Consider the following 16055-nt stretch of genomic DNA (forward strand, 5'->3'; position numbering starts at 1 on the left):
TCAACCAAACTCAACCAAACCAGCTAATTACTTCTTCTTTGGCGGAATAAACAAATCCGTAATCGTACCCAGACCCATCTCAGCAGCAAACATCGGCGTCTCAGATAAAGTCGGATGCGCATGAATCGTCAGTGCCAGATCTTCCAGATCGGCTCCCATTTCCATTGCCAGCACCGTCTCGGCCAATAATTCACCAGCATTCACGCCAACAATCCCGGCGCCAATAATGCGTTTCGTTTTTGGGTCCCATAACAATTTAGTCATCCCATCATCACGCCCCATCGCCAATGCGCGGCCGCTTGCTGCCCATGGGAAATTGGCTTTTTCGAACGGAATGCCTTTGGCTTTGGCCTCTGTTTCCGTCAACCCCATCCATGCAATTTCTGGATCGGTGTAGGCGACCGATGGAATTGTCATAGCGTCAAATGCGACTTTATGGCCGCCAATGACTTCGGCCGCCACTTTCGCTTCGTTGGTCGCTTTATGTGCCAGCATAGGTTCGCCACACACATCGCCGATTGCAAAGATATGGGCAACGTTGGTACGTTGTTGCTTGTCTGCAGGAATATAACCACGGTCAGTGACAATAACGCCCGCTTTTTCGGCGGCAATTTCTCTGCCGTTAGGACGACGGCCGACTGCCACCAGCACCATGTCAAACAATTGTGGCTCAGGTGGCGCGCTGGCGTTGCCGTCAGCGCCTTCAAACGTAGCGCGTAAACCTTCTGGCAACGCTTCCAGTTTGGTGACTTTGGTTTTTAGGTAAATCGCTTCATAGCGTTTTTCGATACGCTTTTGCAACGGTTTCACGAGGTCGCGATCAGCGGCAGGAATCAAACCGTCAGCAAACTCAACGACCGTCACTTTGGAACCTAGCGCATCGTATACACAGGCCATTTCCAACCCGATAATACCGCCACCAATGACCAGCAATGTCTTCGGAATTTGACTTAGTTGAAGCGCACCGGTCGAGTCGATCAGTCGTGGATCATCGTAAGGAAAACCAGGAATTTTGGCAACCGATGATCCCGCTGCAATGATTGCACTTTTAAATGCGACAACTTTTGGACCTTCCGCCGTTTGCACAACGATGGTATTGGCTGAACTGAACTCGCCCTTACCCGTAACAACCTGGACTTTGCGTGCTTTGGACAAACCGCTAAGACCGCCCGTCAGTTTTTTAATGATACTTTCTTTCCAGCCGCGCAATGCATCGATATCGATCTCAGGAGCTGACATCTTGACGCCAAAATGCGCCATTTCTTCTGCTTCAGTAATCACCTTGGCAGCATGCAGCAAAGCCTTTGACGGAATACAACCGACGTTCAGGCAAACACCGCCAAGATCAGCATAGCGCTCAATCAGCACGACTTTTTGACCAAGATCGGCAGCGCGAAAAGCTGCTGTATAACCACCAGGCCCAGCACCCAACACCACGGTATCGCATGCAATATCAGCATTACCGGAGAAGCTAGCAGCCGCAGGCGCATTAGTAGGAGATGCTGTGGCAGCCGTTGCTGTGGCAGCCGTTGCTGCGGCAGCCGGCGCTGCGGCAGCCGGCGCTGCAGCAGATGCAGCCGAGGCTGGTTCAGCACCTGCGCCACTTGCTTCTACGCTCAAAATGACCGAACCTTCGGCAATTTTTTCGCCGACCTTAACTTTGATCTCCTTGACGACACCGGCGTGGCTCGATGGAATTTCCATACTGGCCTTGTCCGACTCAACCGTAATCAGCGACTGATCAACTTTAACGGTGTCGCCGACTTTGACCAATAATTCAATGATTTCGACTTCCTTGAAGTCGCCGATATCCGGGACCTTGACTTCGACCATACTCATAGGGTTTGCTCCGTTTTATCTTCCCACATAGGGATTGGGTGGTGTCGCTCCGCTGCTTTTATAGCCGAGCATGTTCGCTACTATTGGTCCGTTGCCATAACCCGCAACGTGACGCCTTATGCTATTTTCGTGACATCATCGGGCGGCCTCAGCGGATAACAAACATCATTTATCCGCCCATTTTTCTTGAGTCCCGCATATTGATCCAGCATCTTGCATTTTTTAAAAGACACGCCGTAGAAGCTTTTTCAAGACCGCTATGGCATCATCAAAAAACTATGAATTCTCAACGGAGCGGCTGAACTTTTATCGAACTCAACGCCAGCCTGTACGCCAATCTCGGCAATTTGGTGAGCGCTGAGATCCTGATCATAGACTGCATACATTCCGCCGAGCGCAAAATTTCGCCCGCTGCCGATACCCCAGAAACGTTCAAAACTAAACACTTCACGATACGAATAGATGCCGAAAATCCCATGAGGATTAGCGACCAGCGCGGTGATTTGCGATGACTCATACGGATCGTCGTCGTCTTCTTTGGTATTTAAAAAATACTGATCTTTAAGAATCGTATGGATGCTGGAAAACGTTTCAAAAATATCTTCTCTGGTATCCAGCTTGCATCCGTCGCCCATCCCTAGCATCAGCTTTCGCATCACTGGAAAATGGGCCGCAGTACCGGCCAAAGTGATAAAGGAACTGCCGACCTGAAAAATCTTATTGTTGGCTTCATAGGCATGTGACAAGCGGGTATCGCCGAAGGTAACGAGCGAATCCGACGCAATCGCGATCTGGTTATTTTTTTTAACCACAACACAGGTAGTCATGACTATTCTCCGACATATCAACGCGCAGGATGAACGTTTAGTAACAAATACCAGCCCGCACTATTAGACCGCAGGTGACCGGACGATGAGGAAACGTCTCCGCTCCTCACCCCGCTTTTACATCGTCCTAAAAAACCCCAATCCCAGCACAGTAAATGCCTGAAACATACCTTCAATGCGCCAAAATTCGACTGCACTTTACAGCAATGTTTTACGCATATCTGCCAACACTTCGCCTAGATACACGCTAAACCGTGCACCCATCGCACCGTCAACGACACGATGATCGTAAGACAGCGACATAGGCATCATCAGACGCGGCACAAATTGTTTACCATCCCAGACCGGCTTGATGGCCGCCTTGGATAGACCAAGAATCGCCACTTCAGGGGCGTTGATGATCGGCGTAAATGCTGTGCCGCCGATACCACCCAATGAAGAGATGGTGAAGCTGGCACCTTGCATATCGGGGCCTTTTAATTTGCCATCACGGGCCAGCGCCGACAGATCGCCCATTTCCTGCGCGATTTGTGCGATACCTTTTTGATCGGCATTTTTGATAACCGGCACAACCAGACCATTCGGCGTGTCAGCGGCAAAACCGATGTTGTAATATTGTTTCAGAATCAGATTTTCACCGGCGGCATCCAACGATGCATTGAAAGCTGGAAATTTCTTCAGAGCCGCGATGCTGGCCTTGATCACAAACGCCAACATGGTCAATTTAACGGTCGACTTCGATTTCGCGTAAGCCGCGTTAGCGTCTTTGCGGAACTCTTCCAAATCCGTCACATCGGCTTCGTCGAATTGTGTCACATGCGGAATCATGACCCAGTTGCGGTGCAGATTTGGACCACTGATTTTCTTGATACGCGACAACGGCAATAATTCGGTGGTGCCGAATTTGGCGAAGTCAAGCGATGGCCATGGCAACAAATCGAGTCCGACGCCCATGCCTTTGCCGGCTGCGCCTGATGCGCCGCCCGGATTGGCAACAGCGTTAGCAACAACGCCCTTGACGTAGTTCTGCACGTCTTCTTGCACAATACGTGCCTTCGGACCAGTACCATTCACGCGGCTCAAATCTACACCGAGTTCACGTGCAAATTTACGTACTGATGGAGATGCATGTGGCAATACGCCATTTGCCGCTACTGGAGCGGCAGCGACTGGGGTTGGCGCGGGCGCAAATGCGACTGTCGCCGCTGGTGCGGCCGTAGCGGCCGGTACACTCGCTGGCGCAGATACCGCAGGAGCCGTCCCGCCAGCGGTTTCCACCACCAGAATCAACGTGCCTTGGCTAACTTTGTCGCCGACCTTTATTTTGACTTCCTTAACGACGCCAGCCTGAGTCGAAGGAATCTCCATGCTTGCTTTGTCGGTTTCCAGCGTCGCCAAAGACTGATCGATCGTGATCGTATCGCCGACCTTAACCATTACTTCAATGACTTCAACGTCTTTCACATCGCCGATGTCCGGCACGTTGACCTCTACCAATCCGGCGGGCGCAGCGCTTGCGGCTGGAGCAGCGGCAGCCGGTGCTGCGGCAGCCGATGCTGCGGCAGCCGATGCGGGCGCGGCTGGAGCCGGTGCTGCGCCAGCACCTTCAGCTTCCAATATCAAAATCAGCGTGCCTTCACTGACCTTATCACCCACCTTGATTTTCAATTCTTTTACTACTCCCGCCTGCGTGGACGGAATTTCCATACTGGCTTTATCGGTTTCCAGAGTCGCAAGCGACTGGTCGACCTTGATTGTATCGCCGACCTTTACCATCACCTCAATGACCTCAACGTCTTTGACGTCGCCAATATCAGGGACTTTAATTTCCACCATACTCATCGCTTAGCTCCATTCGTTCTACTCGCTACGCATCGCATCGCCATTCACAAAGGGTGACGACTACGATGCATGCAAGGTGTTTTAGTTTGTCTGGTATTTCCAGAGCGCCTGCAAAAGACAACTCTTAGCAAGGTCAAGGGGGTTGCATGCGTGCCACCGGGACCTTGCTATGACGTTATCGCCCGCAGGCACAACGGAAGTGCTTATTGTGTGACCGGATTAAGCTTTTCTGGATTAATACCATACTTGGTAATGGCTTCAGCGACAACTGCTGGTTTAATCTTGCCTTCATCAGCCAACGCCTTCAAAGCAGAAATCACGACAAAATAGCGATTTACTTCGAAGAACTCACGCAACTTGGCGCGGGTGTCGGAACGACCAAAACCATCAGTACCCAAAACCTTGTAAGTACGACCGTTTGGAACAAACGCCCGCACTTGCTCAGCATAAGTGCGCATATAGTCTGTAGAAACAATGATCGGGCCGCTGGTATCTTGCAGGCACGCAGTGATGTGCGCTACACGTGGTGTATCAGTCGGATGCAACATATTCCAACGCTCAACATCCTGACCATCACGCGCCAACAGGGTGAACGACGGCGCTGACCAGACATCGGCATCAATGCCCCAGTCTTGTTGCAGCAAGGCAGCACCTTCGATGACTTCGCGCAGAATGGTGCCCGAACCCATCAATTGAACGCGCTGCTTGTTTTTCTTGCCGCCTTCCTGGAGCAGATACAAACCTTTGATGATGCCCTCTTCACTACCTGGCTTCAAACCAGGATGGCTATAGTTTTCATTCATCAACGTCAGGTAATAAAACACATCTTCCTGATTGGTGACCATGCGACGCAAACCGTCGTGCATGATGACCGCAACTTCATGCGAGAAAGTAGGATCGTAAGGCACGCAGTTTGGAATCGTCGAAGCAATCACATGACTATGTCCATCTTCATGTTGCAAGCCTTCGCCGTTCAAGGTGGTACGCCCAGCAGTACCGCCGATAAGGAAACCACGGGCACGCATATCGCCTGCCGCCCATGCCAGATCGCCGATACGCTGGAAACCAAACATCGAATAGTAGGTGTAGAACGGAATCATGACGCGATTGTTGGTCGAGTAAGAAGTCGCCGCTGCGATCCACGAACTCATACCGCCCGCTTCGTTAATGCCTTCTTGCAAAATCTGTCCGGCTTTATCTTCACGGTAGTACATCACCTGATCTTTATCGACCGGTTCATACAACTGACCAACCTGGCTGAAAATACCGATTTGGCGGAACAAACCTTCCATACCGAAGGTGCGGGATTCATCCACCATGATCGGGACGATCCGCTGACCCAAACTAGAATCGCGCAGCAGCGTTGTCAATATCCGCACATAAGCTTGTGTCGTCGAGATTTCACGGCCTTCTGCGGTCGGTTCTAATACGGCTTTGAACGTTTCCAGCGGCGGTACGATCAACTCTTCATCGGCTTTCATACGGCGCTGCGGCAGAAAGCCGCCGAGCGCTTTGCGGCGCTCATGCAGATAAATCATTTCCGGCGTGTCGTCGGCGGGCTTGAAGAATGGCACATCGGCCAACTGATCGTCGGCGATTGGCAATTGGAAACGGTCGCGCATCGCTTTGATGGCTTCGTCGTCCAGTTTCTTGGTGTTATGCGCCGTGTTGCGCGCTTCGCCAGATTTGCCGAAACCGTAACCCTTAATACTCTTGACCAGCAACACTGTCGGCTGACCTTTATGCTCTTGCGCAACTTTAAACGCAGCATAAATCTTGTGCGGATCGTGACCGCCACGGGTTAGATGCCAGATGTCGTCGTCGGACATTTTGCTGACAAGTTCCAGCAATTTCGGATGTTTACCGAAGAAATTTTTACGCACAAAGGCGCCGTCTTTGGCTTTGTAGTTCTGGTATTCGCCATCGACGGTATCCATCATGACTTGCTGCAAGATACCTTCTTTATCACGTGCCAGCAGATCATCCCAACCAGCACCCCAAATAACTTTGACGACGTTCCAGCCAGCACCGCGGAAATCGGATTCCAGTTCCTGGATGATCTTGCCGTTGCCACGTACCGGACCGTCCAGACGTTGCAGATTGCAGTTGACGACGATCACCAGATTGTCGAGCTTCTCACGACCGGCCATACCGATGGCACCCATCGATTCCGGCTCATCCATTTCACCATCGCCGCAGAATGCCCATACTTTGCGATTGGCGGTGTCTGCAATGCTGCGTGCGTGCAAATATTTTAAAAAGCGCGCTTGATAGATCGCCATCAGCGGACCAAGACCCATTGATACGGTCGGGAACTGCCAGAAATTCGGCATCAGTTTAGGATGCGGATAAGAGGACAAGCCCTTGCCATCGACTTCGCGACGGAAATGCAGCATTTGCTCTTCGGTCAGACGACCTTCAAGAAAAGCGCGAGCATACACACCAGGCGATGAATGGCCTTGGATGTAGAGCAAATCGCCGCCATGGCCTTCGGAAGGTGCGTGCCAAAAATGGTTAAAACCAATACCCAACATGTTTGCCAGCGACGCAAAACTCGACAAATGGCCACCCAGATCGCCGTCCAGACGATTGGCTTTGACCACCATCGCCATAGCGTTCCAACGCATCCATGAGCGCAAGCGCTCTTCAATTTCGAGATTCCCCGGACAATGTTCGCCGAGATGAGCCGGAATAGTATTGACGTAGGCAGTATTGCTGGAAAAAGGTATTTGCGCTCCGCGACGACGCGCCAGATCAAGCATGCGCTCCATCAGGTAGTGCGCGCGTTCAGGCCCTTCAGTTTCAATAACGGCTTCGAGTGCATCTAGCCATTCTTTGGTTTCAATGACATCGGGATCGTTGGTGGCTTGCGCCAAAACCTGGTCGAGCTGGGCTGACATACAGAGTCTCCTTAGTTATTTAAGCGCTTTGCACCGATATCTTTTGGCATCGGATGGAAGGGTGAGGCTTACATCAATACGGTAAAAAATCTCACCTATGAATTGTAAATATAGGCGATGCCGGAATTCTAACAGAGACTTTTTACACTTTCAAATGGTGATACACGTTTTCACAATGCGAAATTATGCGGCATGGCAGCATAATTAAGCTTGACAAATAAACATTCAATCACACCGTGAGATGGCCATCCTGCTAACTTAGGGTTCAACTTGGATAAAAAAGAGAAACAATTCAATGCGGCAATGCAGCAAACTCGCGCATTTCCACCATTTCAGACCAGAAACGCAGTTATAAAAAAACAATAAAAATAACAAATAACAACAACCGATAACAACACCGTATAAAAAACTAATTCATCTTTGGCTTACTATCGCTTTTCTTGGCCCCGATGCGACTTTCCTTCCCCGCCAACAAATTACCGATATTTTTGGCATGCCGATAAACCAGTAATGCGCTCATGACCACGATGGCTAACAAAATGACATCAGGACCTTTCATCAACGTATAAAAAAACGGTGCAAACAAACAGGTGACCAACGCTGCCAGCGACGAGTAACGAAACGCATACGCAATAATCGCCCATGTCACCAATGCACCCAGTCCCAGCAATGGATTGATCCCGATCAGGATACCAAACATGGTCGCTACGCCCTTGCCACCAACAAACCGAAAGAATATAGGCCACAAATGGCCCAAAAACACGGCCAGCGTGACCAATGCAATTCCCCCGTCGTCTATGCCATATTGTGGTCCAAATTTTTGTGTCAACCACACAGCGAGCCAACCTTTAAAACCGTCCCCGAGCAGGGTCACCACTGCCGCCGCTTTATTTCCACTACGCAATACGTTAGTAGCCCCGGGATTTTTTGATCCGTACGTACGCGGATCGCCCAATCCAAATAACTTACTCACCACAACTGCGAACGAAACCGAGCCAATCAAATAAGCGGCAACGACAAATAAAACTATATTCATGCTTTTTCTTTCTTGTGAATTCGTATAAAAGCCAAGCAAAAATGATGTTTACCGATATAGACAACAACCTAAAAACACTTGATTGCATCAGCATGGTTACTTCACCTTATTTGCGTAATCCTATTAACCCTTTAGTGCACACGTCACCGATTGCGCCTTCAGCACATCCACGATGATCTGCGGCGTAATACCAATCAAAAAACCGCGACGACCACCATTAATATAAATAACCGGCAAAGATAAAATACTCTGCTCAATGTAAATTGGCATGGCCTTACGCACTCCAAACGGCCAGGTACCGCCGATCATATAACCGGAATGGCGCTGAGCGACTTCCGGCTTACACGATACCACTGACTTGCAGCCGATCTGCCGTGCCAGATTTTTAGTTGAAACCTGACAATCCCCATGCATCAAGACAATCATTGGCCGCGCCGTTTCGTCCTGCATGACAAGCGTCTTCACCACTTGATGCTCTTCAACGCCTAAAGCGACGGACGACGTCGCGGTCCCGCCATGCTCTTCGTAGGAATAGGGATGCTCTGAAAAGGATAGACCGTGCTGACGCAAGAATTGCGTCGCCGGGGTCTCCGAAATATGCTCTTTTTTGCCATATAGGACTAAAAGCGCAAAAATGGCCCGAACCAGCAAGGCTCGGACCATCGTTTAAGAATAATCATTGATACGACTATGTCGACCATATTTTCCGCAATGCGAATCGTCTGAAAAGAGGTAGTAACAAAACCATCATCAGTCACCGCAAGGAACCGGAGTCCTTGCAAACAAACCGATTAACGTCATCGTTAGCTTATTACCTCGTTGCTTTTTTCACGTAATCATCGCGTACTTAAGTAACGCCTTAAGCGTCTGTAACCGCCTGAAAACTACATGTGAATGGGCGCTCAGCGTTACTTTACACTTAATCAGCATACAATCAACACTCAATCACTCCAGATGAAACAACGCAGTTGCGTCAACACGCCGGAGTCAAAGTATTTGTTTATGACGGTGTCGCTTCCGTAGATCCTGGTGTAGCGCCATTCGATGAATCGGTAGATGTTTCTGATTCGTCCGCATCATCCTCAATTACTTCACCTGTGACCTCATCGACAGAACCTTTTTCGGCTTTGCGTTTCAGCTTTTCTTCTTTTTTCTTTTTCTTTTCAAGCTCTTTTTGACGCTTTTCGTATTGAAAATTCGTTTTTGCCAATTTGGCCCCCTTAAGTAGATACTGTAAATGCTTTAAATAGACTTTGTATGATGAACACAGGATACAGTAGAAACAAATGCCTTTGAAGGAATTCGGCCCAGTCTTCATTTCACTCTCATTCTAGAGGCGCTATATAGAAGCGCAATCAACGCGGATTTCCTCGGCGCAACCAGCAAATCCCTAACGACCTCGAGGATGATGTTCTGCATGCAAAATTTTCAGCCGCTCGCGGGCAACATGCGTATAAATCTGCGTTGTTGAAATATCGGCATGCCCTAGTAAAAGCTGGACAACGCGCAAATCTGCACCGTGATTCAGCAAATGCGTGGCAAACGCATGACGTAAAGTATGCGGTGATAAAGGTGCATTGATCGCCCCCAAGCGCGCATTTTTCTTGATCAGCGTCCAAAACATTTGGCGCGTCATGGGACCGCCCCGCGCAGTGACAAACAACGCGTCATTCACTTGCCCCGATAAAATAACCGATCGCGCTTGCGCCAGATAGCGCACGATCCAACTACGCGCTTCCTCGCCAAACGGTACCAGTCGCGTCTTGTCGCCTTTGCCAGTAATCCGCAGCACGCCTTCATTCATGCCGACTTCTATCGATTTCAATAACACCAGTTCGGACACGCGCAAACCGCTGGCATACATCAGCTCGAGCATGGTGCGGTCACGCAAGCCTAAAGGCGTGTTGACGTCCGGTGTCGCCAGCAACGTTTCGACTTGTGACTCTGACAAACTATTCAGATTACGCGGTGGCGCTTTGGCAGACCGCAAATGCAAGCATGGATCGACAGCGATGCGATTCTGGCGCAACGCCAGCAAATAAAAGCGTTTAAGAACCGCCAGGCGTCGATTCGATGAGGTGGCCTTGCTGTCACATTTAAATTTAAGATAATCAACAAGGTCATTGGCCTCAATACCGAGCAATGGCTTTTTTCGCTCCGCTTGTAACCAATAGGCAAACAAGGTCATGTCGCGACGATAAGCCTCTAACGAATTTTTTGCCAAACCGTCCTCTAACCATAACGTATCGCAAAATTCATCGATAGCGGTTTGGTTATCAATGTTCAGTTGCGGCCTGGCATCGACCAAAACAGGCAAACTTTTCACAGATCGACAACTCCTTCGTGCGTCAGCAACCAGCGTTTTACTCCCACATGGAAACCATTGACCTCATCATCGTGCGAAAAACCGCCAAGACCGCCAGCGGCGGTAACACGATGGCATGGAATCACCAGCGGAAACCAATTGGCACCACAAGCTTGTCCTACGGCCCGTGGCGCTGACTGAACCAATCGGGCAACCTCTCCATAAGTTAGCACGTCACCACGTGGAATAGCCACGATTTGCGCCCATACCTTACGTTGAAATACAGTGCCGATGGCAGCCAATGGCAAATCGAAGCAAAAGTCGGGATTGTGCAAATAATGAATGATCTGTTGTGCAGCACGTTCGGTTAACGCATCCATCGGCGCTTTCTCCGCATACGACTTTGGCAAATATACCAACTCGCGCAGGACGCCGGAATCGGATCGAATTCCCACCGCACCAAATGGTGCCATAACGATGCCAGAAAAGAGTGCGGATGCGCCCGCATTGGTGAATTGCCGCTCAGAACTATTTTTCATGCGCTTATTTGGTCGCCAAAACAGGAATTTCTGAGTCAAATAAAGCCGGGGCCTCGATGCGAGAAGTAATCATTAAAATTCAATTAAGCATCAATTAAGCATCAATTAAGCATGAACTAAGCGTCAATTGAAACGCAATTTATAAGCATTAAAAATAAAAAAGGCGCATCTGACGATGCGCCCCAAATACTTCTCTATACGTTCCCGGCTGTTTAAACAGCTTCATTTGAAACGCACTGTCTCCTCAGTATCCCCGGTATCAATACCGTTTTTATGCACCACCACCTATAACCTAAAATTCTTACCCTTGATCCATCCTGTCACCACGATTTAGCAACTGTTGCCGCACAAAAAAAACACTGCTCGTGATTCAGAATGGGCCCCAAAAATAAAAGGGACCTTTTTCCGCTTCGCACCCTTTTGGGGCTAAAGCGCAAAATTCAATGGATGACGGACTCTAACAGGAGTTAACTAATTTTTACAAATAATTTTAATGAATCAATGTGGTTATTCTAGATAGTTTTAGCCTAATTCAAATTAAAAACTATGGTTTTATTCGAATTAATGTTAATGGAGAAATTATCTTAAAAACTGCTCGTCAGGAACTATCAGGACTTAATTGATGTTGTCAAAAAATAGATAGAATTGGCATCATTTACATGAATTTGATCAAAATTGACTGCAATTGCAAAAAAATCGCTGGTCGGCGGTGAGTAACTTTACTCAAACACCCACTTTACTAAAAATTCAATACTTCGTTACTTATTAACATCAGCCATCGCAGATTCTTTTCTCACTGCATCAATTAAATCTTTACCAATTCGACCAGCCATCTGCGTTTGAAGCGGTAATAAGGCCGCACGCCATTCCGCATTTTCTTTAACATTCAGATGATAAATCGCCGTTTTTCCGGTTTTTTGTATCGCCGCCAACGCAGCCGCATTTTCCTCCTGAGCCCTGGCATTGCCGTACTTGGTTGCCTCCGCCATTGCCTGCGTTAACGCGGTACGAATATCCCACGGTAAGCTGTCCCAAAACTTTTTATTGACGATAACTGCGTAGCCAAGATATCCATGATTTGAGACCGTGATATTTTTTTGTACCTCGTACATTTTTTGGGTGTACAAGTTTGAAGGAGGATTTTCAGTGCCATCAACAACACCACTCCTCAACGCTTGCACCACGTCTGAAAAAGCCAGCGTCTGAGGATTGGCCGCGAGTGCACGCATCTGGACGTCCAAAACCTTTGACGATTGAATACGCATTTTCAGCATGTTGAAGTCGGCCGGAACACGCAACGGCTTATTCGCCGACATCACTTTAAAACCATTATCCCAATAGGCCAGACCAATAATCCCTTTGGACTCCAGCTTGTTCAAGAGTTGCTTACCAATGGGGCCTTGCGTCACCCGATGCACGGCCTCCAAGTTTGGAAACATATACGGTAAATCAAATACTTCAAACTCCTTCATCCCCAGCGGACCAAACTTCGCCAATGAAGGTGCCAGCATTTGAACAGCACCAAGCTGCAACGCTTCAAGTTCCTCTTTATCTTTATAGAGTGTGCTATTCGAATATAGCGCAATCCTGACACGCCCTTTGGTCGCTTTTTCGGCCAACTCTTTAAACCGCTGCGCAGCTTCCCCTTTAGGCGCATCGCTGGCAACCACGTGACTGAACTTGATAACGATTGGTTCTTGTGCAGCAACCTGGCAACTGACTAATGTCGCAGCCAACAATATTGCCACACGCACTATTTCTGCCACCAACGATTTTTGTTTCATGCTTACCCCAAGTGATCAACGGATGGATTGTTACCGGATCTGGCCGCAGTGTGCACAAGCTGCGCCGCACTCACAAGTGTGGATAACCGCAAAAATCCACCAAAAAATGCGCCTATTACACCTCGTCAGCTACACTAGTAGCTCAATCGCTCTGTTTCTTCAGCGAAAACCAACACAACCACACCGCCAACCCCGCTAAAACGCGTTTAGCTGTCATTATTCCCTTATGCCACAAACAACATTTAAGCGATTACCCAACATAACTACCGCGGGACTGCAGCGCACCTGGCGGTGGCTGATTCCGATTTTTTTGGTACTGCTATTTTTGGCTGTTCTCATATGGTTACCGTGGCAATCCCGACAAATGGAAGCCAATGACCGGCAAGACCAGTTGATCGCCGATACGCTCTGGGTTGAGCAAGCCATCACTTTTCAGCTCAACCGCGATGACGAGAGTGTCCGTCTGATCGCCAGCGAGATCATTAAACATCACTTGACCGTTGCGCAATTTGCCGACCGTCTGAAGCCGCTATTAAAAAACAGCCGCGAGCTACGCGGAATCGCCTGGCTCAATGCCGAAGACCATATCATCGCAGGAACCGACGCCTTGCAAATCACGAATCCTGACTATATAACCCACGCAACTAAATCAGCAAAACTGGTACGCGATGCCAAGATTCCGCAATACACGCCGCCCTATAAGCTGATCGACACGGCCAACGCCATGTACATCGATTACAGCGTCCCATTATTTATAAACAATCAATATCTCGGCAGCCTTGTCAGCACGTATTCTGTCAGCGGCATTCTCAATGAATTGGTGCCATGGTGGTTTGCACAAGATAACGAAATTTCACTCACTGACGCAGACGAGGTCACCATCGCCAAGCGCGCCGCTGGTGGCCGTGGCCATGACGTCTACACGCATCGTCGACCAATCGACCTGCCAGGGTTATCTCTAATATTACGTACCAACAGCGTCAAGAGCGCACCGCAATTTTTACCCAATTTATTGGTCGGATCAGTCATCGCCTTATCGCTTGGCCTAGTATGGAGTTTACTGGCGCTGTGGCGCGATATTCACCGCCGGCTAGCTGCAGAAAATGCACTACGCCAAGAAGTTGCATTTCGTAGCGCCATGGAGAACTCACTCGTCACCGGATTGCGTGCGCGTGATCTCAAAGGTCGTGTCACCTATGTCAATCCGGCATTCTGTGCCATGGTCGGCCTCGACGCAGACCGATTGGTAGGCAAAGTCCCGCCAATGCCCTATTGGGCGCCTGAGGCACTGGAAGAATTCCAGGAACGCTTTACAAAAGTGTTAGAAGGCGAAGGAACGCCGCAATATGAAGCTATTTTTCTGCGGGCCAATGGCGAACGGTTTCCGGTCCTGATATTCGAATCAGCCTTGGTCGATGCGCAAGGCCAGCAAACAGGATGGATGGGATCGATACTAGATATTTCAGAACCACGCCGCGCCGAAGAATTAAATCGAAAACAGCAAGAAAAACTGGAATCCAGCGCCCGCCTCGCCAGCATGGGCGAGATCGCATCGACGCTGGCGCATGAACTGAACCAGCCGCTCGCCGCCATCTCCAGTTACACCACCGGCGCGATGAATATGCTGGAAAGTGGCAGCATCAATGCGCCCCAACTGAAACTGGCCCTAGGAAAAGTCAACACGCAAGCACAACGTGCCGGACAAATTATTCGTAGTGTGCACGAGTTCGTCAAAAATCGTGACCCCATCCGCGAGCCACTGGCAATCCGCACACTAGTCGACAACATCATGCCATTGGTCGAATTACAAGCGCAGACTTCTCAGGTCAATGTTCGGGTCGAGATTGCACCATCATTGCCATGGGTATCCGCAGACCGCATGATGCTGGAGCAAGTCCTTCTCAATCTGACCCGCAATGCCATTGAATCAATGTCAGAGAACAGTGCCACCCGTCGCATCTTGCGCATCAAAGCAGTAGCACTCGATCTCGACACAGAAACGCCACAAATCGTCATCTCTGTGATCGATCAGGGCCACGGCATTCCGGCTGACGTGGCAGCACGCTTGTTTTCACCGTTCTACTCAACTAAAGCCCACGGCATGGGCATGGGACTCAATATATGTCGCACCGCCATAGAATTTCATGGCGGCACACTGAACTACTCGGACAACGATGGCGGTGGGACAATTTTTCAGTTCTCGTTGCCGGCAAATTTTCCGCATAGTCAGCGATGACTACATTGAAGAGGGCGTAATGCGGTATTCTGTTTTCTCCCTCTCAATAGTTTAAATATCTTACTGGACGTGCCACCTTGAGAGATGTTTTCGGATGTACCGTGAGAAAGACGCTGTATTCGGGACCCAAAAACTTGAATTGTGTATCGATACACGATACAATAATTCTATGATAAAAAGCTTTCGACACAAGGAACTGCAACGCTTTTTTGAGCTGGGCAGCAAAGCAGGCATCCATGCTGGACACGCGACTAAATTGCGGCTTCAATTGGCTGCTCTGGATCAAGCGATAAAGCCGGAAGACTTATCAGCCCCTTCCTGGGGACTACACCCGTTGAAGGGGGATCTAAAAGGACATTGGGCGATCACGGTTAATGGGAACTGGCGAATGATTTTCGCTTTTGATGCTAGTGACGCGATTCTTGTAGATTATCGCGACTACCACTGATTTTTACGGAGGTTTATATGACGCGTATGCATAACCCGCCACATCCTGGTGAGGTATTAAGAGAGTATCTGGGCGACGTGACCGTGACGGACGCGGCCACCCGTCTTGGCGTTGGTCGCGTCACGCTTCAACGCATCGTTACCGGCGCTGCGGGAATTTCTCCTGACATGGCATATCGCCTGGGTTCGGCCTTCGGCACCAGTCCTGAACTGTGGGCAGGAATGCAATTGCAATATGATTTACACAAGGCAGGAAAGGTCAAACGACCAAAAATCGAGCGCATCGCAGCATAGCTAAAA

13 protein-coding genes are annotated in these 16055 nt (G+C 49.4%); 3 read left to right on the forward strand and 10 right to left on the reverse strand.

The genetic code is table 11. From position 1 onward, the window contains the following. Window positions 1-27: 27 nt before the first annotated feature. The 10 genes from lpdA to RGU75_RS02030 form a co-directional block, all read right to left on the reverse strand. On the reverse strand, window positions 28-1839 hold the full coding sequence (lpdA, locus tag RGU75_RS01985; RefSeq protein WP_322232574.1) for a dihydrolipoyl dehydrogenase: 1812 nt from the start codon (window positions 1837-1839) through the stop codon (window positions 28-30). Window positions 1840-2096: 257 nt separating this feature from the next. Further along, a complete protein-coding gene (locus tag RGU75_RS01990) occupies window positions 2097-2666 on the reverse strand; it encodes an MFS transporter (RefSeq protein WP_322232575.1) in 570 nt (189 codons plus the stop codon). Between the two features lie 198 nt (window positions 2667-2864). Then, window positions 2865-4508, reverse strand: coding sequence for a dihydrolipoyllysine-residue acetyltransferase (gene aceF / locus RGU75_RS01995; RefSeq protein WP_322232576.1), 1644 nt, complete (start codon window positions 4506-4508; stop codon window positions 2865-2867). Between the two features lie 203 nt (window positions 4509-4711). Beyond that, window positions 4712-7408 carry a pyruvate dehydrogenase (acetyl-transferring), homodimeric type gene (gene aceE, locus RGU75_RS02000; RefSeq protein ID WP_322232577.1) on the reverse strand — a complete coding sequence of 899 codons (2697 nt, stop codon included), beginning with the start codon at window positions 7406-7408 and terminating at the stop codon, window positions 4712-4714. A gap of 409 nt (window positions 7409-7817) precedes the next feature. Next, window positions 7818-8444: a glycerol-3-phosphate 1-O-acyltransferase PlsY gene (gene plsY, locus RGU75_RS02005; protein WP_322232578.1), complete on the reverse strand. Its 627-nt coding sequence runs from the start codon at window positions 8442-8444 to the stop codon at window positions 7818-7820. A gap of 123 nt (window positions 8445-8567) precedes the next feature. Continuing rightward, entirely contained in the window at window positions 8568-9107 is a 540-nt protein-coding gene (locus RGU75_RS02010) for an aminoacyl-tRNA deacylase (RefSeq protein ID WP_322232579.1), read from the reverse strand. A gap of 337 nt (window positions 9108-9444) precedes the next feature. Then, window positions 9445-9654, reverse strand: a complete 210-nt coding sequence (locus tag RGU75_RS02015; RefSeq protein ID WP_322232580.1) for a hypothetical protein — start codon at window positions 9652-9654, stop codon at window positions 9445-9447. Between the two features lie 180 nt (window positions 9655-9834). Then, complete coding sequence (gene xerD / locus RGU75_RS02020) at window positions 9835-10761, reverse strand: site-specific tyrosine recombinase XerD (protein WP_322240169.1); 927 nt, start codon at window positions 10759-10761, stop codon at window positions 9835-9837. A gap of 5 nt (window positions 10762-10766) precedes the next feature. Further along, window positions 10767-11288, reverse strand: a complete 522-nt coding sequence (locus RGU75_RS02025; protein WP_322232581.1) for a methylated-DNA--[protein]-cysteine S-methyltransferase — start codon at window positions 11286-11288, stop codon at window positions 10767-10769. A gap of 758 nt (window positions 11289-12046) precedes the next feature. Next, on the reverse strand, window positions 12047-13072 hold the full coding sequence (locus tag RGU75_RS02030) for a TRAP transporter substrate-binding protein (RefSeq protein ID WP_322232582.1): 1026 nt from the start codon (window positions 13070-13072) through the stop codon (window positions 12047-12049). Between the two features lie 226 nt (window positions 13073-13298). Between RGU75_RS02030 and RGU75_RS02035 the strand changes: the two genes are divergently transcribed. From RGU75_RS02035 to RGU75_RS02045, 3 genes are all read left to right on the forward strand, one after another. After that, window positions 13299-15308: a PAS domain S-box protein gene (locus tag RGU75_RS02035; protein WP_322232583.1), complete on the forward strand. Its 2010-nt coding sequence runs from the start codon at window positions 13299-13301 to the stop codon at window positions 15306-15308. 169 nt (window positions 15309-15477) lie between these two features. Next, window positions 15478-15756, forward strand: coding sequence for a type II toxin-antitoxin system RelE/ParE family toxin (locus RGU75_RS02040; RefSeq protein WP_322232584.1), 279 nt, complete (start codon window positions 15478-15480; stop codon window positions 15754-15756). A 17-nt stretch (window positions 15757-15773) separates the two neighbouring features. Further along, window positions 15774-16049, forward strand: a complete 276-nt coding sequence (locus RGU75_RS02045) for a HigA family addiction module antitoxin (RefSeq protein ID WP_322232585.1) — start codon at window positions 15774-15776, stop codon at window positions 16047-16049. The last annotated feature ends 6 nt before the right edge of the window (window positions 16050-16055 follow it).

Source organism: Glaciimonas sp. CA11.2, from assembly GCF_034314045.1.
Lineage (GTDB): Bacteria > Pseudomonadota > Gammaproteobacteria > Burkholderiales > Burkholderiaceae_D > Glaciimonas.

Bases quoted from the DNA above. Each gene is read 5' to 3' on its own strand.
- lpdA (WP_322232574.1), bottom strand. From the start codon at position 1,839: ATGAGTATGGTCGAAGTCAAGGTCCCGGATATCGGCGACTTCAAGGAA.
- RGU75_RS01990 (WP_322232575.1), bottom strand. From the start codon at position 2,666: ATGACTACCTGTGTTGTGGTTAAAAAAAATAACCAGATCGCGATTGCG.
- aceF (WP_322232576.1), bottom strand. From the start codon at position 4,508: ATGAGTATGGTGGAAATTAAAGTCCCTGATATTGGCGACGTCAAAGAC.
- aceE (WP_322232577.1), bottom strand. From the start codon at position 7,408: ATGTCAGCCCAGCTCGACCAGGTTTTGGCGCAAGCCACCAACGATCCC.
- plsY (WP_322232578.1), bottom strand. From the start codon at position 8,444: ATGAATATAGTTTTATTTGTCGTTGCCGCTTATTTGATTGGCTCGGTT.
- RGU75_RS02010 (WP_322232579.1), bottom strand. From the start codon at position 9,107: ATGGTCCGAGCCTTGCTGGTTCGGGCCATTTTTGCGCTTTTAGTCCTA.
- RGU75_RS02025 (WP_322232581.1), bottom strand. From the start codon at position 11,288: ATGAAAAATAGTTCTGAGCGGCAATTCACCAATGCGGGCGCATCCGCA.
- RGU75_RS02030 (WP_322232582.1), bottom strand. From the start codon at position 13,072: ATGAAACAAAAATCGTTGGTGGCAGAAATAGTGCGTGTGGCAATATTG.
- RGU75_RS02035 (WP_322232583.1), top strand. From the start codon at position 13,299: ATGCCACAAACAACATTTAAGCGATTACCCAACATAACTACCGCGGGA.
- RGU75_RS02040 (WP_322232584.1), top strand. From the start codon at position 15,478: ATGATAAAAAGCTTTCGACACAAGGAACTGCAACGCTTTTTTGAGCTG.
- RGU75_RS02045 (WP_322232585.1), top strand. From the start codon at position 15,774: ATGACGCGTATGCATAACCCGCCACATCCTGGTGAGGTATTAAGAGAG.